Origin of the sequence: Planktothricoides raciborskii GIHE-MW2, assembly GCF_040564635.1 — a bacterium.
Taxonomy (GTDB): domain Bacteria; phylum Cyanobacteriota; class Cyanobacteriia; order Cyanobacteriales; family Laspinemataceae; genus Planktothricoides; species Planktothricoides raciborskii.
Map to the genome: position 1 here is coordinate 5632906 of NZ_CP159837.1, position 19866 is coordinate 5652771.

Below are 19866 nucleotides of genomic sequence, written 5' to 3' on the forward strand. Positions count from 1 at the left end.
TAGCCCTTCTAGCCCCCCTTTTTAAGGGGGGTTGGGGGGATCTAATCAGGGAGGTTGGGCGATCGATAATCATTAATTTTCACCATCCCTCTGCCTCCTCAATTCGCTTTAAATAACGGCGATGGTCATCCCAACTTTTCAACAAAACTCCCAAATAAGGAAGCCGACCATTTAATTTACCCCTCACCTCATCTTGGGGATAGCGTCGCAGAATATCAACCCAATCAATTAACTCGCTGGTACTCACTTTTTTAGCCCCTTGACCTTTTTCTTCCTGCAAAATTTCCCGCAACTCGGAAAACTTATCTACCGCCGCTTCTATTAAGTCTATTACAGGATTGTCCTCAGAAATATTAAAATGTGCCAGAACAATCTCAATCAAACGTTCTCGCTGAGGAAACTCAATATAATGAAACAAGCAACGACGCAAAAAAGCATCCGGCAAATCCCGTTCCGCATTACTGGTAATAAAAATAATTGGCGGATGCTTGGCGATGATTTCCTCCTTAGTTTCGGGAATGGTAAATCGCTTTTCGTCTAACTCCAACAGCAAATCATTGGGAAAATCAATATCCGCTTTATCAATTTCATCAATTAATAAAACCGTTCGCTGTTCATTCATAAATGCCTGACCCATCGGCCCCCAATCTCGATAAGTTTTAGGGTCATCTAGACGCTGAATTTCTTCTGGGTCGGTGACGCGATTTAGGGCTAGTAATTGAGCATCCCGCAATCGGCCTAAATTATTATAAGTATAGAGTCCATCTTGGGCTTTGCTGGTGGATTTAATATTCCAGGAAAGATAGGGTAACTTTAACTCAAATGCTACCGCTTGCGCTAATTTAGTTTTGCCCGAACCGGGTTCACCTTGCAATAACAAAGGACGCTGGAGGGTAATAGCTAAATTAACCGCTTCCACCAGTTCAGGACTGGGTAAATAGGGATAAATAATCAGCCCTTTTTCATCCTCATGCCCTGGGGGGGGTTGGACTTTTCCGGTATAGTTTAGCGTTAGGGTTGGTTCTAATATTTCAGCCATTTTAATTCTTGTTCCTCCAATTCAATCTTATAATTTTTACATATTTTTTTCATAATTTCTCGATGTTTTCCTTCGCTGCCTGCTAAAATTTTTTCTACAACCGTTGGTTGCGCGGGCAAATTTTCATCACAGAGAACTTGTTCTAGCCAACAAGATAATTCCCTCCGGGTAATCGGTTCTATTTTCTTAAATTTAATCAGCGTTCGAGGATGCCATTCTGGGGTAATTTCTTGGGTACAGGGGATCTCCCAGTCATTCGTACATCCGTCGAAGTCCAGCAAAAATAACAGTAACCCATAATTGTCACAGGTTGTCCCCTTTTTGTAGGCTAAATCCGCTATGGGTTGCCAGATTTTTTTTAGAAATTCTTCTAAATAAGTTTCCTCAAGACTATGGGTGTCGTTAAAAATTAAAATTACCGTTTGCGATCGCCATAACTCACAGATTTTTTGAGCAATGTCTGGGATAGCCCTTGATGAAATGCCAATTGCCTTGCTAATCTCCCTAGCAATGCTATCTATTGAAAACCTTTGAGTCTTCTGAGAAAAGCTAATTTGTTTCTCCCAGTTATTAGGGCCGCCATTGGGAACCTGATCAATCAATCGAGTCATCAGCCATTGTGGGCAACACTCTGCCGACCCATGAATTAAACAAGCCCCAATTTGGTGTTTCTTGACAAATTCGTCAAACAGCGATTGTTGTTTAATATAGTCAAGTTTAAGTAAGGCTTTATATAACTTTAGGTCAGGGGGTTCGCTGGTATTTTCTGGTTTATTTTTCTCATCTGGTAGCGGAGGTGATTCCTCAATTAAACCAAATTCTTTATCCACTAAATCCTTAATCACTGCTAATTGTTGATTTTTATTAGCTGCCTCCTGATTATACTTAAGTTTTATAGAAAATCGCCAATAACCAGTCCGACCCTCGATATCTTTAGGTTTTCTTTTATCTGTAAATATTCCTAAATCTGTCAAGCAACTAAAAATATCCTGAAAAGCTTGTGCGTGCTTATTCTTATCCCACTTTTGATAATTAACGGGAGTCTCATCTTGATTTTTCGGTAGCCTTAAAGCTTTCTCATCCTGCCAATACGCTTTCATTAAAATCCATAAATCCTTTTTGGTGGTGCCTAATTCACGCTTTTCTTTACGTCCGGTTCTTTTGCTGGTGACAACCCAAGTCTCACCGGATATGGACAACTGATTTGCGTCTTTTCCTACCCATTCAATTTTAAATGTATTCTCCAGCTTATCTTCTGCAATACTAATCTCCCCATAAGCCAGGGCAAGTATTGCCTCAACAAATTTTAAAACATTGCCCTTGGTAATTTCGTGATTGCCGTATTTTCGTGACATTCTGACATTTTCAGTAAAATTTGCAGTTGCTGGGGCTGGGTGAGTCAGCCCAAAGGCACTGGGTTGATTCAAGCCTCAAAGCTAATCCTACCATAAGGTTCGCGATTTGTTTGGGCAGTTTGGATTGGGCAAAGCCCAAAGAAACAATTCACCTAAAAGGCACAAATCAAAGCCAGAGGTGAATTATGGACAGCCAACAAAGCAAATGGAAACAACGGCAAGCCCTGGAAAATTGCTATAGCAATTTTGTTGAACCTTACGTTAATCAATTTATTGAAGTGAATACACAGTCTTTACCGGATGTTCCGGTGACATCATATTCTGGATTATGCTTTACATCAGGATGGCTACTGCTGACGCTTTTGTGTTGTGTGCGGATGATGCGTTGGCAAAGGAAATAACCCCCACCAAGAACTAAAAAAGAAACCGGGTTTCTTTGGTGGATAATAAAGATAACTGTTGTTAGCAAATAAGAAACCCGGTTTCTGCCGAGATGAGAAACCGGGTTTCTTTCGTGCATAATAAAAATAACTGTCGATCGCAAAGAAGAAACCCGGTTTCTGAGAATTGGGGTTGACTGTGGGGATGAGAAACCGGGTTTCTTTGGTGCATAATAAAGATAACTTTTGGGAGCTTTCCAAGAAACCCGGTTTCTGATAATTGGGGTTAACTGTGGGGATGAGAAACCGGGTTTCTTTGATAAATAATAAAGATAACTGTTGATAGCTTTCCAAGAAACCCGGTTTCTGGTGCTCGGTTTAATACACAGAATCAGCACACGGCGAAAGCCTATGTCCCTACTCTCCAATTGGTGAAACCGTCTATTGGACAGTCCATTAGACAATTCTGGCAAAATTTCGGTTAGCCATTGTTGAACCGTCAACCAGGGGTGAGGGGGGTTTCCCCAATCGAACCAGCCACGTGAAAATGCAAACCTCATTTCCTGAAAGTTAAGCTTTCCGTATTTCTACGGAATTGTTACATTTTTGCTGGTGCAAAATTTGTAAATCCTGGTCAGAAAGACGCTGCCAATTCGCCCGCGCTAGGGCGGCGTAGTTCAGGTTCTCTGTAACTGCGGCTGGGAGGCGATCGCGCAACCCATCGAGCCGTTCTTGCACATAATTAATTTGGACTTCCCACTGAGAGCGCAGTTGTTCAATCACCTGCATTCTGGCATCGTCCAAAGCCTGCAAATGAGCATTAGCCGCAGCCCAATTCCCATCATTCACAGCCTGTCGAGTCTTTTGCAGCGCTTGGTTGGCAGTTTGAGCGTCCAAAAGTCCTTGATTTACCAAAGCCTGATATTCAGACTCAATATTGGGGAGTCGCGATTTTAAATCTTGAATTTTGCGTTGAGCATCCCTGTCCTCTGGCTCTACCGTAGGACGGGATGGTGGTGACTTAACCGTAACTTTAGACTTACTGGCATTAGCGCGAACACGCGATCGCAGGTCAGCAATGCGCTGCTGAACCGCTTGCTCCCGTTGACGGGCCGCTTCCTCTTGGCGTCGCACTCTTTCCTGGTAAGCATGAACAGCCTGAGAACCCAAATTGGCGATCGCGACTCCAGCCGCCAAAACCGCCCCAGTAGCCAGTATCACTCTTGCTGCGGGGGCAACCGTTGCCAAAGCCGCACCGAAGATACTGGGTGCAGCAACACCAGTGCTGGCAGGGGCTGCGGCAGCGCCAGCCACGATCTCGTATGCTTTTATCCCACTCATAATTTAATCCTCATCAACATGAAACCGACCTGATATGCAGCCCGGTGTAATTTGGCATTTCTGGGCTGCTGGATAGAAACGAGTAATAAAATTTTCTTAATTGCAATATCGCTAATTTACCAGAATATTTTCAGTTCATGTTTCTCTCGGTTTTGTGTCAGCTTTCGCTCATTTTTTGCTGCAATTAGATCAAATGTAGGGGCGAAGCATATAGCCCTGCGGGCATGGCTTCGCTTACCGGGCGACAATTTCTCAGATAAAACCATAGATTTTATCTCCGAATGCTTCGCCCTAAAACATATCCGAATGCTTCGCCCTAAAACTGAACTGGACAATTGCGGCATAATCTGTTAATAGTCAAATGGGAACGACAAACAAAAGTTAATCGGCGCAAGCCGAAGCGCCCCTACATAAAATTTTGGCGACGGTAGGGGCGCTTCGGCTTGCGCCCTAAAATATTCGCGATCGCCCTAAGATGCCTCGGCTTTGATTACTATTACATTGGCTATAGGCGGAGAGCATCTTTGTGAAATACAAAGTCTCTATGGATTCCCCCCTGCCCGGGAATAACAATCTGAAAGATTTCCTCTTTTTATGCTTGCACGCAATCTTACTGTTGACAACTATACTTAGGAGTAATACTTAGGAGTAATTTAGTGTAAAATAACAATTATTTACCAAGTTAATTGTGGGTAAAAAATGCTAATTTAGTGGCAAAAAGAGTAAAATGGTCTAAGATAGTGTTAGTGTAATCTTAGACAGAAAACCACTTTGATCTATGCACGTTCAAGAAGTCTTAGACTAGACAGACCGGCTGGTATTCGAGAAAACGGGAAAGCAGACTTTCTGCAAAAAATCGTGCTTGAAGAGACTTGGGCAGGCAAGAAGTACCCCGAAATTGCTCAAAACTGTAATCGCGGCCACGATCGCATCAAAAAAGTGGCCAGGAAATTATGGCAATTAATCTCAAAATAATTGAGAGAAGATGTTAGGCAATCTAATTTTCGTTCTATAGAACAGGTAGAATATTCCAATATATTAAATTTTCGTTTCGGTGACAGCGTACAAATTGCTAATTTTAACTTCTGTAAGGAACATTGCCCTTATCCCAAAGTAAAGAAAGTAGGAAAATTGCGATCGCCCTCTGCCAATTCCTCCACAAATTACCCTAGCAAACAACCAGAACAAAGCCACAATTTAACCGAAGCCCCGGAATGGGAGCATCATAATAACCGCCGTGCAGAAATAACCACCCTAAAAAAGTGGATTTTGGATGAAAAAATCCGCATTATCACTATCTTTGGCTTGCCGGGAATGGGCAAAACCACCCTCCCTAGAGAACTGGTAGAACAAATTAAAGATAACTTTGACTATATTCTTTGGCGCAACTGTAGCGAAACTCTCAGCCTAAAATCTTTCCAAACCAATTTAATCGAGTTTTTTTCCCAAAATCAGGAAACGAAATCATCATCCCCGATCGACTATTTGCGTTTAAATCGTTGTCTCATCATTCTCGACGACTTCCAATAACTCTTTGCCCCTGAAAAATTCGCAGGCACTTATCTCCCAGAAGCCGAAAGTTATGGTAAGTTATTAAAAGAAATGGCGCGTAAAGCGTAGCTATCGCTTTAGCGAATCGCCTCACAAAAGTTTCTTCCTAATTCTGACTTGGGAAAAGCCCACAGAAATTGCCACCTTAGAAGGAGAAAACCGCCATTGCCGCAACTTACAAATGGGTGGTTTGGCAGCAGCAGCAACCGAAATATTGACCAACAAAGGGTTAAAGGATGAGGATAAATGGGGGAAACTAATCCAAATTTATAGCGGCAACCCGTCCTGGTTAAATATCGTTGCCGCTACCATCGAAGACTTATTTAACCGCAGCGTCGATCGCTTCTTATCTTATCCTACCTTATTTCTCGGAGACTTAGAACCCATCTTAGAAGAATATTATCAACGGTTATCTGAACCTGAAAAAATAGTCATCCAATGGTTAGCCAACCAAAAAGCAGTAGATATTTCCCAAAAACCAGGAGTAGGGGCGATTCACGAATCGCCCCTACCTTTATCGGATGCTGACTTCATCAAAGCCATCAAATCTTTAAGAAAACGGGGTTTAATCGAAAAAGCCACAGATAACGAATCGTCCCTTTTTGATATTCCCGCTTTGGTGAAAAATTATGTGAAAAATTACTCATAAATAAGGACACGGCAATGCCGTGTCCCTAGGGGTATGATGGCGCTAGAGAAAAAATTTCAGCAAAATCCCTCTTTAATATATCTCTTGCAAAATACCTGTTTCGATCCCCCCAACCCCCCGAGGATCCGGGGGCTTTGCACGAATTTTGCCAGAATTGCCTAATTAAGAGCGGCTTAAGGCTTCTCGGCGACTATCAAAGACTTTTAAAATCCCATCCGTCACCTGATTCGTCACCGTAGAATTAAACCCAGCAATAAATACTTTAGCCGCCGAAATCTTAGAGGGTAAGTCTCCAGCAGAATCTAGTTGTTTAAAAAACTCTTTAGCATGGTTTAATTGATGATTAATTTCATCAAAGCCCATTGTTTTGACAAAAAATGTGGCTAAAGGCGAATGCTTGATATCGTAGGCGGAACTTTTCGTCCGTCCTTTTTCCAATAAGTTCAAAACCGTGGTTTCTAACTCATCTTTCGGGTGATAAGCTTGATCGTTTAAATTCGGCAAAAAGTCTTCTAACTTTTTGGCGCTGGTGGTGCCCTTTTCCGGTAGTTCTCCCATCATGGTGGAGAGAGGAATATCTAAGCCAACCCGTAAAGATATCGCTTCTATAAAAGCAATCGTCACCACTTTGGTGCCCAGATACAGTCGAGCTACTTCAATATTTTTGCGGGAGCCATTGACTAAATTATTGTAGGTTTCCTCGTCCGGTTCTCCGGCAAATTGACGAAAGACTGATTCCGGTTTCAGGAAATTCATAAATCCTTCCATCTTTTGTAAGGAAACCCGATATTCCTGAACCGTATAAGTGCTGGAATTGATTAAATTATGATTAGTTTCTGGCAGCAGATTCCAGGTATTATCTAGAAAACTGGCGGCACTGGGGGTGGCAAACCCTTCCACGTCTCGGTTAGCCATCCGAACTGCTCTTTTCACCGTGCTTAAGATTTCTTCGTCCGTAAACTGGAGGTTAAACTGATTGTTAGTTTCTTGTATCCGTTTGTAGAGGCGATCGCTTGCGGTTAAGCCGTCTGCACTTGGCATCTGAAAAGGAATGGTTGCCTCGATACAAGCGCTAATTTGAACTAAGATTTTTTTAGAGACAAATTCTTGGAGCGCTTTTGCCGCTACCAGAGCACTTAAAAACTCATTTTGTCCCCCGAAGGGAGACAACTGTTGACCGGGAGTAAACCCAAATACTGACAGGACAATATCAAAAATATCATCTTTACCAATTTCTGAGCGATCGCGGATTTTTAAATGTTCCTTGCCGCCACCTTTCAAAGGTTTGACCTCTTTGATCAACCCACTAATATAGTAAGCCAGATTAAAATTTACACTTTGATCTACCTGGACATAGACGAGATCGTGAAATAGTGCGGCTAAAACTTCTATCGGATCTGTAGAACCACCGACTTCAAAAATATGATCGGGAGTATGGAAATAGCGCCAAGGACCAGTCATCGGTTGGACGATGAGTTCAGCGATCTGCTCAAGTTTCGTTTCAGAGACTTCAAATTGTAGATGATTAGTCGCCCAGACTAGCTTATCCAGGCATTTTTGATACTCCTGTTCAAAATTCATCACGACCTCTGCACCTTTAATTTAGCCGGATCATACTTTATCATACCAACAAGAGAGAAAATCCTATGGCGATCTGGAAAATCGCGATTCGCCCCACGGAGTCCCCATAACCCCATCAGAGCATAGGCCGGTTTTATAGCAAATCATCTTGCCCCTACTATATCTAAGGATGATTTAAGCCAAAATATTCCCAAGATTCAATATCAATCAGCGAAAATGTTTTAGATTCTTGGAAATTGGGCGAAAATTCAGCCAACAGCAGAAAGCAACTTTAATTATTAAGCTGTAATTTGCTCCGTCGGGGACACGGCAGAAAATGCGACGCTCAGGCAAAATCCAGGCAAAATCACCGATCCTTTTCAGGCAAGATATATGCAGTGTCCTCAGATCACATTACATTAAATAAAATTGACCATGCAATCCCCAACCCTGACCCCGAAATTTCCCACCCATCTGGGTTCACAAAGAAATTGGATTTGGCGTGGTTGGCAAATCCGCTACACCTATATCAGACCAGCGTCGGCAAATGCCACGGCGGGAAATTCCCTTCAGACCAATGGCGAAACCAGTCTGACCGCCAAGCCCCTCTTATTGTTACATGGATTTGGTTCCGCCTTGGGGCAATGGCGCTATAACCTGCAACCTTTGAGTCAACACCATTGTGTCTATGCCCTGGATTTTCTGGGTTTTGGCGCATCGCAAAAAGCACCGGCTCATTATAATGTCAGCCTTTGGAGTGAGTTAGTCTATGATTTCTGGCGTTGTATGATTGGAGTGCCTGCGGTGACAATCGGGCATTCCTTGGGGGCATCTGTGGCTTTAAATACTGTCGCCAATCATCCAGAAATGGCCTCGGATCTCGTATTGCTGACTCTCCCGGATACCCAGAGTAATCAACCCCCCGCGTTTGCGAGATATTTGGAAAAACTCTTTGCAAATCCCTTGCTATTATCCCCGTTATTTCGGTTGATCCGTCGTCCGGCAGTGCTGCGATCGGTGCTGAAAAAAATTTATCGCCGTCCCGAATTAGTGGATCGAGAATTAGTGGATTTGTTTGCCACTCCCCCCCAAGATCGCGGCGCTTTAGACGTATTTTGTCGCTTGGCGCGATCGCGCAATGACCCGGACTATGGCAGCAAATCACTCCAAGATTTACTCTCAAAAGTAGCCATCCCAATTTTGGCAATTTGGGGTCAACAAGATCAAATTGTTCCCCTCCAAGGGTTTCGGCGCTATCTCAGCTTAAATCCCCAGTTAAACTTAGTGGAAATTGCCCAAGCGGGTCATTGTGCTTATGATGAGTATCCCGAACAAATCAATCAAGAAATCTTAGATTGGATTAGACGTAGCAACACCGGATCCTGATTGATTATTCCCTTCATCCATGCAGACTTGATTTATTTATTTCCCCACGGGTTTTAACCCGTGGGCTTTTTCCGGGTCATTAATGGGGATCAAGAGGTAAGACGGTAGCAAGAATCCGGAATCGCCGGAAAAGCGATCGCACCAGTCAGTCTTGTTGGAAAATCCCCATAATTACATCAAACTTTTTAATACTTGTCGTCGCCTTCATCGCCAATGCTATAAGCAAACTGGTAGAATATCAAAAGATTGTTGGCTACCACTTAAATCCAACATCAAGGTGCGTTGCCAACCCGCTTTTGTGGAACCGCAGATCCCTGAGTCCCTTTTGACAAAAATAGCTCGCTGGCTTAACCTAATTTTTCGGTTTTGTCAATCTCCCAGGAATTACTGGCAGTAATTTACAATACTTTTAAACAAACTTTGTCAAAACTTCACAAAAATATCTTGTCAAAAGGAATATTCATCGCTTAAGATGAGAATAATTAAACGTATAGTAGAATATTAGCTTAAAAAATATCAGGGAATTTACTAGAAAACTGCCAATCTAAGGGCTACATCGATTAACCACTCCGTAAAAATACGGATTTTTATCGCTGTTAAAGATAGCAACTTCATTCTATGTTGCTGGCAATCAGAGGAATCTACTGAAAATCTGGCGATCTTTTTGGTAAATCTGCCTGATCTCTTGTATATGACAACGAATCAAGCAGGATTAGACTTTGATTAACCAAGATAGATCACCGAAAAGCTGCGACTATCATCGATTTCCCGTGGGTTGAATCATTCATTTGATCTCCCACAGATTCAAATTCAGGGTTTGAGTGCATTTTGATTGGAAGGATAGTCGCCAACCAATTCAATCTTTATTAATCAAGACAGTTGATTGTCTTGAGGATACCTCTGAGGTAAAAAACATGAAATCAGGAATTTTAGCTACTACCACTCTCTTGGTCATCCTTGGTGCTGTGGAGCAGGTGCAAGCTCAAGTTAACACCGATGAAGACTTTGAGTCTGATGTAACCGAATTTGCCGAGCCGTCTGCGGATGCTTTTATCCCCACAATGGTCGCAGGGAACAACGATGCATCGGTAAATTTAGCTGGGCAATTAGCTTGGCAAACCGGCTTTGACTTCCCATCAGCCGCGATCGCCTCTACAATCACAGCCACAGAGGATCTCGAACCCCTATCCCCTGTCACCGAAGCATCAAATCTGATGTTGACAGATTTTCGCACCAAACCAACCGAAAATAGTCTGGACCCAAAGAATTTTCTGAATCGGTCGAACCAATTCCGCCCCCATGTACCGCCTCGCACCGCTACCCCTACAGGCAAGCCGCCAACTGCTTCCGTGGGACAAGAAAATCGTTCCCGTACTGCTACCAGAAATTATTCCGATCGCAACCGTCAAGAATCAGTCGCCCATCCCCAAAGAAACCTAGACCCCAACTACGACTCCAACTACCCTTTGAGTACGTCCACCACAGCCCTAGAGGTAGCACTCTTATTCCCTGACTCCGTTCATACCCCAGCAATTCCCCCCCTTGCGTCCGCTACGGCTTACTTGCCAGAATTGCAACCAGAACGCCCAGTTTTTAATGGCTATAATTGGCCAGCCCAAGGAATTATGACATCAGGCTATGGTTGGCGATGGGGCAGAATGCATCATGGCATCGATATTGCCGGCCTCATTGGGACACCAATTGTGGCCGCTGCCGATGGGGTGGTGATTACCTCTGAATGGCATAGTGGCGGCTATGGCAATTTGGTGGAAATAGAACATCCCGATGGCAGTATAACCCTCTATGCTCATAATTCTGAGAATCGAGTTGAGGTTGGCCAGGTGGTGAAACAAGGCGAACTGATTGCATTTATGGGTTCTACCGGATACAGTACCGGGCCTCATTTACATTTCGAGTTACATCTGCCTGGACAAGGCACTGTCAACCCGATGGTTTATTTGCCTTCGAGTAATTCCGTTGCTCACCAGCATTGGTAATGATGCGATCGCCAATAAGCCCTTACAGCGGTTTTCTACTGAGTAAACCACATTAACCGCCGGGGAATGAATTCCCGCCTGTAGGGGTCAACGGCCGTTGACCCCTACAGGCGGTTAAAACCGACTGAAATTCTTTTAATATAAACTTCCTAGTCGGATTTATCCGACTTGCGCGACATTAGGCGGGGATTTCTATCCCCGCCGGCTGTGGTTTATTAATCTAAAAACCGCTGTAACCTTGACCGAACATTAAAGAAAATAAAGAAGCCGAGAGACAGATTATTCTGTCCCTCGGCTTCATAGATTCCATCAGAATACTAGGTAAATTAATTACTTCTTAATTTTTGGTAAATCTTCCATGCCGCTTCTTGCCCCACTTGAAAAAATTATTCCCGTTAGCGTTTTGCTGACTGTGGTCTTGTCCAGTTGTACTCACAGACCTTTGGCCGAATGTCGTCCACTGATGACGATGCTCAACCAAGGGAACGACCTGTTGACGAATGTTGCTCTCAATGATGGCAAGGCGATTTCCCAAAAAGCGAATAGTTTAAAGCTTCTTAGGCAAGAATTAGAAAAGTTGGCGGTGACAGACGAAAAACTGCAAGAGTTTCGCTCCCAATTTGTGCAGATTTATCAAATCTATGGCGATGCCTTTGCTCAGACCAGTGCGGCGATCGCCATAGTGAATAAATCGACCCTAGAAGTCACCTTGCCGCAAGTCAAACAAGCAAGACTCAAGGTGACTCAAGCTCGGTTGTCCATTAGTCAAGCCTCCCAAGAAGCTGAGTCACTCTCTAAGCAAATCAATCGCTATTGTAAGGTGCCATCACCGTAGGGAATGCGGGGGTGCGGAGATGCCGCGATCGCGGGGAGAACCCGCCATCGACTGGGGGCGGTTACTCTTTAGGAGAATCACCTAACGAGTAACCAATAACTAATAACCAATAACCAGTAACAGAAAAAATAGGCGATCGCGGCGGTTAATGATGAATTTCCAAGTTAAGAATATAGCGACCTAACTGGACTTTACCTGACCAGAGTTCATATTCTAAACGGAGATAGTCCGGGATGGGGCGTCCGGTCAGGGTCAGGCTGCGAGTATAGTTTCGCAAGCGCATCTGGTCTGTAGCCCCGTCGGTTTTATTTTGGATCCAGTAGCGGCTAATCCCGTACATTCCTCGTTCCCAAAGATGACGGTAACTATATTCTCCGTTGCCTTGCATGGTCATCGTCGCTCGATAAGGGGAAAATTCTAACCACAGGAGACGAGATTTCGGTGGAGCGGGGAGGGTGGCCACTTCGGTAGAATTTAGGCTATAAATTTTATCATAAATTGCCGGTTCTGTCAAGAGCAGATGAAAGCGATCTTGATCTTTTTGATAGAGGGTGGCGGCAGTGTCTACCGCAGACCAAACGGGCAGGTCGGTAGAAATCAGCGATAGGGAGACAGGTTTGCGACGATGAGTGAGCATAAAATTCATGGTTTGGTTTTTAGGTGACAGAGATGAGGGAAGCTTTAATATCAAGTTGTTAACAGGATTTGGGGATTAATTTATTCAGAGTTGGACATAATTAGTTTTGATTTCAGTTTTGATTTTCCCAGGGTGATTTGTGGAAATCACCATAATTTATAAACAATTAATTAGTCAGGCGATCCGGGGAGTTGCAGTGGTACGATGTCTAGGGCTCTTATTGATCAGTTTAGCCCAATCCCGCTTTTTATCGTTATGACGGACATCACAGCCAATCAAAAAGATTTGAGTATTCGACCGAGTGCCGATCGCTGCTTGCACGGAAATATCAGAGTGCCGGGAGATAAATCGATCTCTCATCGCGCTTTGATGTTAGGAGCGATCGCCACTGGAGAAACCACCATTGAAGGACTTCTCCTGGGAGAAGATCCCCGCAGTACCGCCCAATGTTTTCGCCGCCTCGGCGCGGAAATTTCTGAACTGAATACCCAACTGGTGCGGGTACGCGGGGTAGGCTTAGGGAATTTGCAAGAACCCACGGATATTTTAGACTGTGGCAACTCTGGCACAACTATGCGTTTAATGTTGGGGATTCTTGCCAGCCATCCTGATAAGTTTTTTACCATGACGGGGGATCATTCGTTGCGATCGCGCCCTATGTCTCGTGTGGTCAAGCCGTTGCAACAAATGGGGGCGCAAATTTGGGGACGGCAGGGTAATGCTTTGGCGCCTCTGGCAATCCAAGGTCAGCGACTCCAAGGGATTCATTATCATTCGCCCATTGCCTCAGCCCAAGTTAAATCCTGCATCCTGTTAGCTGGGTTAATGGCCGAAGGTCAAACTACGGTGACAGAACCAGCCCTGTCTCGGGATCACAGTGAACGAATGCTCAAAGCGTTTGGCGCGGAGATTCAGGTGGATCCGGAAACCCATAGTGTCACGGTGACAGGTCAAGCACAGTTACAGGGTCAGCCGGTGGTCGTTCCTGGGGATATCAGTTCGGCAGCATTTTGGCTGGTGGGGGCGGCGATCGCGCCTGGGTCAGAATTAATCGTGGAAAATGTGGGCGTAAATCCCACGCGCACCGGCATCCTGGAAGCCTTGGCGATGATGGATGCAGACATTGAATTGATTAATCAGCGAGTGGTGGCTGGTGAGCCGGTGGCGGACTTACGAGTGCGCCACAGTCAGCTTAAAGCTTGTACGATCGCGGGTGATATTATTCCCCGTTTAATTGATGAAATTCCGATTTTGGCCGTAGCCGCTATTTTTGCGCGGGGGACAACGGTGATTCGCGATGCTGCGGAGTTACGGGTGAAAGAAAGCGATCGCCTGCAAGTGATGGCCACCCAGTTAAACCGCCTGGGTGCCCGCGTCACCGAATTGCCCGATGGCTTAGAAATTACCGGCGGCACCCCGTTAACTGGCACCGAGGTGGATAGTCACGACGATCATCGGGTGGCCATGAGTTTGGCGATCGCGGCTTTATGCGCCAAAGACACCACCACCATTCATCGAGCCGAAGCCGCTGCCATTTCTTACCCGGAATTTACCAGCACCTTACAAGAGGCGATCGGCGGATAACCAACAAGGGCGATCGCCGTTTTCTTTCAATTCAACAAGGGCGGATCTAATCATCCGCCCTTTACTGATTTGGGGGCAGAAATTAAGTCAAGTTCGGCAAAGACTACTCGTCTTTTGCTCCGAGATACTGGCTTTTAATCCCATTAATGTCTTGCCACAACTCCTGACGAGTAGAAGCCCGCAGCATATAACGGTAAACAAACCAGATCGAGTAGCCCATCCCAACTAACTCAAAAATTGGCGCCAGTAGGGGAATTTCGTTCACCGCATCCACCACCGCAAAGGTCACTTTAATGGTGACTAAAACGGCGATCAAAAGGGTCACAGTGACAATGGGTTTCTGGTATTGGTTGAAAAAACCACCCACATAATCCGGCAGTTCAGATAAGATATCGACCACCGTATTCTTGATATTGTCCCATTGTTGCCCCGATTCTTCTTTAGAGGCAACGGTACTGAGTGAACCGGAGTCGTCCGTATTCACATCCATATCCATCGTTTCCACATCGGCCATTTCTGATGTTGGCTTCATTTCAGGATCCATAATCACACCTCACCAATGATGATTTGTACAATCCTCCAGGGGTCTCTTCCCCTGCCTTTGAACCATAGCACTAAGCAGAGAAGCTGTCAGACAGGATTGTTCTGACTTAGTTTCTCAAAAATTGGCGAATTCTGAAGATTTTTAACAGATAATTTGGTTTTTTGGGGAAAAAGCGATCGCCTCCGAGTCCAAGGTAAGTTGTTTTCCTTGCTTTTGAACTTATGAGGTCGTTATATGAAGCTGAAAATTCATCAAGGCAAATAATTTCACAAAATATCCGCCGCTTTTTATCATAAGCAAGGGATCGGCTTCAGGGGTCGAAGGTGATTTTCCGGTTTTGGTTTCCGGTTTTGGGTCGTTAGAAGACTTTTTTCATCAGGTCTTGACAATTGAGCGCTCGCCCACCCTAAGCGCACCGGATCTCACCCCCGGACGATCGCCAGAATATCGCCAATTGATTCGGATCCTAGCTGACTTAAATAAATCCCCGGTTTTTCGCTTCGCCCTGATGAACGTTTTGAAAATCGATTCATCAGGGCGATCGCTTTAATTTTATCAGGGAAAAAATCTGGAATCGTTCTATTTATTTTTGTAGAATCTAATAGAAATCGATAGACAAATTTTAACCCCTCAATACAGACTTATGTTATTTGCTAAATTGCCAATTAAATTCATGGGGATATTGGCGCCGCTCGCCACGGTTTTTCCCATGTTCCTCACCAGTGCGATCGCTCACGACCGCTTCCCTGCCCTGAATCCCCAATCGGTTCATCCGACCCGCTTGAGTCAGGGAATAGATTCAGACAATCCGGGGCTCATCATACCCACAGAGGATCGAAATTGGCAGGATATTTTCCAATCTTTAAAGCAAAAGGAAGAAGAAGAACCCAGTTTAAGCGCTAGAAGTGGAGAAGAAGCCATTTGTCTGGTGGCTCCAGCAATTTTTAGCGGGATTAAACTTTGGCATTCTGCCCCGTTATTTATGTGGCAGGGAACTGTAAATAAAATTAAAGTCCGTTCCCGCAATACAGACCAGGAAATGTGGAGTCAAGAGATTTTACCAGAACAGAGCAGTATTTTATACCAAGGTCAATTTTTAGAGCCTGGTATAAGATATGAGGTGTTTATTGACTATGGTTTATCTGAGTCGATTCGGTTTACATTAGAGTTGCTCAATTCTGAGGAAATTGAGCGGATATCCCGTGAGTTGCAACTAGGAGAAGCTGCCCTGAAGAGTGGAGGAGCAGATCCAGAAACGATTTCTCGATATCGGGTCAGATATTTTATGGCAAATAATCTTTTATCCGATGTGGTACAAGAAATATTAGCGGTGGAGAATCCATCTAATGATCTAAGGGAAATCCAGCAAAATACAATCAAGATGCTTTGTGATTGATGGGCAAATCCATCCTAAATTCAGAAACAGGGTTTCTTTTTTGGCGATCGCCGTTAATTTCAGGATGTCACCCCAGAAACCAGGTTTCTTGTGCTGGGCAACGGATGTTTGGCAATGGATGAATCAAGCATGGTTGGCAACGGATGAATTAATTCTGGTTGGCAACGGATAATATCAACTGTCAAAACCCCTTTGAGCGATCGGGAATTCATCCTAAAACTTTTCTGTCATTCCCGATCGGGAGGGAATCCATCTTATCCAGATCGGGTATGATTTACGAGTGTTTTTCTTGATATTACTTATGGATTACCGCCGGAAGCAGGAATGACAAATTAGCTTTATATTTATAGGCTATAATTATAATAGTTGGATAAAGCTACCGAGTTAAAAACCATTGGATTCATGTTTCAGAATTTATTAATCAGTGTGTTTCTCTGGCAAAGTCTGCCCAATTTTAAATTAGGACAGTCAACAATAATTCAGACTGCACCCCAGTCAATTGCCCAGAGAGCAGAACCGCTGTGGCAATTGACCCCAGAACAAGTTTTAGAGCGATCGCTCACTGCTGGAGAAAGCCACAGCTATCAAATTTACCTCAAACCGGGCGAATATCTACAGATTACTGCCGAACAACGCGGAATTGATCTAGCAATTACCCTCTTTTCTCCCGATAACAACCCCTTGGTAAAACAGGATAACACCTATCATTTTGGGGGCGAAGAGTCAATTTATTGGATAGCATAAACCGCCGGAAATTATCGGATTGAGGTGCGTTCCGAACAGCCCAATAGCATTGCCGGAACCTATCAGCTAAATATGGCTGCTTTGCGGGTGGCAAATACAACGGATCGACTACGCTTTACCGCCGAACAACTATCTCAAGCAGGCGATCGCCTTTACCAACAAAAAACCAGGGAGTCCGATCAAGCAGCCCTGGCAAAATATGCCGCAGCCCTGAAGATTTATCAGGAATTAGAAAATCCGCTTCAAGTGGCTTTAACTCACCTTTGGATTGGCAATGTTCACAAGGATTTATATCAATATCAAGCCGCTTTAGCCGCTTATCATCAAGCTTTGATAAAGTTAGAGGAAATTAACCAACCCTATTATCAAGCCGTTGTGCTGACCCAATTGGGTTCAGTCGATCAATTATTGGCCAATTATCAACAAGCTTTAGACTTTTATCAGCAAGCCCTTCCCCTCCGAGAAAGGATGCGCGATCGCCTAGGAGTTGCCCGGACTTTTACCTATATGGGCAATATTTATCAGGCATTTGGAGAATATCAGCAAGCCCTGAATTACTATCAGCAAGCCTTACCCCTGAGAAAAGAATTGCAAGACCGCAAAGGAGAGGCGATTAATTTAAATAATCTGGGTTTAGTTTATTGGAGTTTAGGGGATAATCAGCAAGCTTTAAATTATTATCAGCAAGCCTTGAGTATTCAGCAAGAATTAGGGGATATTCGCGAACAAAGCACTGTCCTGAATAATATCGGCAATGTCTATCGTTCATTAGAAGATACCCAGCAAGCACTAAAATATTTGAATCAAGCTTTACCCCTGCGTCGGCAAGTGGGCGATCGCCGTGGAGAAGCTGCAACTTTACATAATTTGGGCAAAGTTTATGGGAATGCCGGGAATACTGAATTAGCATTAGATTACTTTGATCAAGCTTTAAAAATTGATCGAGAAATCGACAATAAACTAGGGATGGCTTATACTTTGATGAATCTGGGCACGGTTCACAGTAATTATGGTGAATTTGACCCAGCCTTAAATTACTACAACCAAGCGTTATCTCTCTGGCAAACCATTGGCAGTAGGAATGGAGAAGCGGAAGTCCGTTATGGCATTGCGCGGGTGGAAAGTCAACGAGGAAATCTGCAAATTGCCCTCGATCAAATCAAAACTGCATTGGCGATCGTGGAGGATATTCGCACAAATGTCGCTAGTCACGATTTGCGGACTTCTTTCTTAGCATCCAAGCAAGATTACTACGAATTATATATAGACTTGCTGATGCAACTTCACCAACAGCAACCCACCTCTGGGTATGATGCTTTAGCATTGCAAGTTAGTGAAAAAGCGCGAGCTCGTTCTTTACTGGATATTTTAATAGAAGCCCAAGCAGATATTCGTCAAGGAGTAGACCCTCAACTGTTGGATCGGGAAAAGTGGTTACAACGGCAACTTAATGCTTTGGAAACTCAGCGTTTGGCACTTTTCAGCCGGGAAACGACTAAAGAACAAAGTCAGGCAATTCTCAACCACATTAACTTAGAAATTGAAAAATATCTGCGGGAAAATCAACTGCTGCAAGCCCAAATTCGGGCTAACAGCCCGCGATATGCAGCCCTGACCCAACCTCAGCCGCTGACTCTCGCAGAAATTCAGCAGCAAGTCTTGGATGAAGATACCCTATTGTTGGAATATTTTCTGGGGGAAAAACGCAGTTATCTTTGGGGTGTGACTGCCGATCAAATCACCAGTTATCAACTTCCCAATCGGCAAACTATTGAGGAAGCGGCGGTTGGTTTTCGTAATACTGTGGCTAGCCGAATCACTCGGAATAACTTAACTAAAGTCGCAACAGCCGCTCAGTCATTAACCGAGATGATTTTAGAGCCAGTTGCCGATCGATTAGGGAAAAACTTAGGAGAAAAAACCGGGCAGAAACGCTTAGTAATTGTTGCGGATGGGGCTTTACAATATGTGCCATTTGCAGGAGTGGCTGTTCCCGGAACCGGAGAAAGAGATCGCGATTATCTGCCCTTAATGGTGAACCATGAAATTGTTACGTTGCCTTCGGCTTCTACTCAAGCAATTTTACGCCGTGAACTGCGCGATCGCCCATCGGCAAAGAACACTTTGGCTGTGTTAGCCGATCCAGTATTTGGGCTAAGTGATGAACGGGTAAAAATGTCAGAAAGTCATACAGAAGAATCATTAGTAAATTTCTATGCAAGACTGCCGTTTACTCGTCAAGAAGCTGAGGCAATTTTGGCGATGGTGCCAGAGGGCGATCGCTTTGAAGCCTTTGATTTTGCTGCCAATCGAGAATTGGTATTAAGTCAGCAGCTAAACCAATATAAAATTGTTCATTTTGCCACTCATGGGCAGGCGAATACCCGCCACCCAGAATTATCTACATTAATTCTATCATTGGTAGACGAAAACGGCAAACCAGAAAATGGTTTTTTGCGACTCCACGATATTTTTAATCTGAAATTACCAGCAGAATTAGTGGTACTCAGTGCTTGTCAAACTGGATTAGGTCAAAAGATTCGAGGCGAAGGAATTGTGGGGTTAACTCGCGGATTTATGTATGCGGGTGCAGCGCGAGTGCTGGTCAGTTTGTGGTATATAGACGATGAAGCTACCGCCGAATTAATGGTAAAATTTTATGAACAAATGTGGCAAAATAGTTTGACCCCCGCTGCCGCATTGCAAGCAGCCCAAGTAGAAATGTGGCAAGAAGAAAAATGGCGATCACCCTATTATTGGGCTGCCTTTACTCTCCAAGGGGAATGGCAATAACTTGCAATAATCTTGTCCGACCCTACTTTTATATAAAAAGTGTTAAATTATGTAAAAAAATCCCCAAAGCACTAA

18 protein-coding genes are annotated in these 19866 nt (G+C 44.1%); 10 read left to right on the forward strand and 8 right to left on the reverse strand.

Annotation, left to right across the window (positions count from 1 at the left end; translation table 11 throughout):
• Positions 1-79 precede the first annotated feature (79 nt).
• Together ABWT76_RS24150 and ABWT76_RS24155 are read right to left on the reverse strand one after the other, a co-directional pair.
• Positions 80-1039, reverse strand: coding sequence for a MoxR family ATPase (locus ABWT76_RS24150; protein WP_354635065.1), 960 nt, complete (start codon positions 1037-1039; stop codon positions 80-82).
• On the reverse strand, positions 1024-2394 hold the full coding sequence (locus ABWT76_RS24155; RefSeq protein WP_354635066.1) for a hypothetical protein: 1371 nt from the start codon (positions 2392-2394) through the stop codon (positions 1024-1026). The genes ABWT76_RS24150 and ABWT76_RS24155 overlap by 16 nt, the downstream gene beginning before the upstream one ends.
• Before the next feature lie 185 nt (positions 2395-2579).
• Between ABWT76_RS24155 and ABWT76_RS24160 the strand changes: the two genes are divergently transcribed.
• Entirely contained in the window at positions 2580-2795 is a 216-nt protein-coding gene (locus tag ABWT76_RS24160) for a hypothetical protein (protein WP_072160596.1), read from the forward strand.
• 549 nt (positions 2796-3344) lie between these two features.
• Here the strand turns inward: ABWT76_RS24160 and ABWT76_RS24165 are convergent.
• Positions 3345-4115 carry a hypothetical protein gene (locus tag ABWT76_RS24165; protein WP_054464161.1) on the reverse strand — a complete coding sequence of 257 codons (771 nt, stop codon included), beginning with the start codon at positions 4113-4115 and terminating at the stop codon, positions 3345-3347.
• A 975-nt stretch (positions 4116-5090) separates the two neighbouring features.
• Between ABWT76_RS24165 and ABWT76_RS24170 the strand changes: the two genes are divergently transcribed.
• Entirely contained in the window at positions 5091-5645 is a 555-nt protein-coding gene (locus tag ABWT76_RS24170; protein ID WP_231636517.1) for an NB-ARC domain-containing protein, read from the forward strand.
• A gap of 202 nt (positions 5646-5847) precedes the next feature.
• Positions 5848-6315 carry a hypothetical protein gene (locus ABWT76_RS24175; RefSeq protein ID WP_231636516.1) on the forward strand — a complete coding sequence of 156 codons (468 nt, stop codon included), beginning with the start codon at positions 5848-5850 and terminating at the stop codon, positions 6313-6315.
• 162 nt (positions 6316-6477) lie between these two features.
• On the opposite strand, the gene ABWT76_RS24180 is transcribed toward ABWT76_RS24175, so the two are convergent.
• Positions 6478-7896: a hypothetical protein gene (locus ABWT76_RS24180; protein ID WP_054464159.1), complete on the reverse strand. Its 1419-nt coding sequence runs from the start codon at positions 7894-7896 to the stop codon at positions 6478-6480.
• A gap of 414 nt (positions 7897-8310) precedes the next feature.
• Here ABWT76_RS24180 and ABWT76_RS24185 point away from each other — a divergent pair, with 414 nt between their 5' ends.
• The 3 genes from ABWT76_RS24185 to ABWT76_RS24195 all read left to right on the forward strand — a co-directional run bounded on the left by ABWT76_RS24185 (position 8311) and on the right by ABWT76_RS24195 (position 12093).
• The gene (locus ABWT76_RS24185) at positions 8311-9261 is read left to right on the forward strand and encodes an alpha/beta fold hydrolase (protein WP_054464157.1); all 951 of its coding nucleotides are present in this window, start codon (positions 8311-8313) and stop codon (positions 9259-9261) included.
• 914 nt (positions 9262-10175) lie between these two features.
• Positions 10176-11258, forward strand: coding sequence for a M23 family metallopeptidase (locus ABWT76_RS24190; RefSeq protein WP_054464155.1), 1083 nt, complete (start codon positions 10176-10178; stop codon positions 11256-11258).
• Between the two features lie 358 nt (positions 11259-11616).
• Positions 11617-12093, forward strand: a complete 477-nt coding sequence (locus ABWT76_RS24195; RefSeq protein ID WP_054464153.1) for a hypothetical protein — start codon at positions 11617-11619, stop codon at positions 12091-12093.
• Between the two features lie 145 nt (positions 12094-12238).
• Here the strand turns inward: ABWT76_RS24195 and ABWT76_RS24200 are convergent, their stop codons facing one another.
• Positions 12239-12730, reverse strand: coding sequence for a hypothetical protein (locus tag ABWT76_RS24200; RefSeq protein WP_054464152.1), 492 nt, complete (start codon positions 12728-12730; stop codon positions 12239-12241).
• Positions 12731-12985: 255 nt separating this feature from the next.
• Between ABWT76_RS24200 and aroA the strand changes: the two genes are divergently transcribed.
• Complete coding sequence (aroA, locus tag ABWT76_RS24205; RefSeq protein ID WP_054464150.1) at positions 12986-14314, forward strand: 3-phosphoshikimate 1-carboxyvinyltransferase; 1329 nt, start codon at positions 12986-12988, stop codon at positions 14312-14314.
• 103 nt (positions 14315-14417) lie between these two features.
• Here aroA and ABWT76_RS24210 read toward each other — a convergent pair whose 3' ends face one another.
• Entirely contained in the window at positions 14418-14858 is a 441-nt protein-coding gene (locus tag ABWT76_RS24210; protein ID WP_354635067.1) for a CAAD domain-containing protein, read from the reverse strand.
• A gap of 382 nt (positions 14859-15240) precedes the next feature.
• Between ABWT76_RS24210 and ABWT76_RS24215 the strand changes: the two genes are divergently transcribed.
• Together ABWT76_RS24215 and ABWT76_RS24220 are read left to right on the forward strand one after the other, a co-directional pair.
• A complete protein-coding gene (locus ABWT76_RS24215) occupies positions 15241-15408 on the forward strand; it encodes a hypothetical protein (protein ID WP_354635068.1) in 168 nt (55 codons plus the stop codon).
• A 93-nt stretch (positions 15409-15501) separates the two neighbouring features.
• The gene (locus ABWT76_RS24220) at positions 15502-16254 is read left to right on the forward strand and encodes a hypothetical protein (RefSeq protein WP_354635069.1); all 753 of its coding nucleotides are present in this window, start codon (positions 15502-15504) and stop codon (positions 16252-16254) included.
• Between the two features lie 59 nt (positions 16255-16313).
• On the opposite strand, the gene ABWT76_RS24225 is transcribed toward ABWT76_RS24220, so the two are convergent.
• Entirely contained in the window at positions 16314-16466 is a 153-nt protein-coding gene (locus ABWT76_RS24225; protein WP_354635070.1) for a hypothetical protein, read from the reverse strand.
• Positions 16467-16733: 267 nt separating this feature from the next.
• A complete protein-coding gene (locus ABWT76_RS24230) occupies positions 16734-16817 on the reverse strand; it encodes a CxxxxCH/CxxCH domain-containing protein (protein WP_354636438.1) in 84 nt (27 codons plus the stop codon).
• 205 nt (positions 16818-17022) lie between these two features.
• On the opposite strand from ABWT76_RS24230, the gene ABWT76_RS24235 reads away from it, so the two are divergent.
• Entirely contained in the window at positions 17023-19791 is a 2769-nt protein-coding gene (locus tag ABWT76_RS24235; protein WP_354635071.1) for a CHAT domain-containing tetratricopeptide repeat protein, read from the forward strand.
• Positions 19792-19866: the final 75 nt, after the last annotated feature.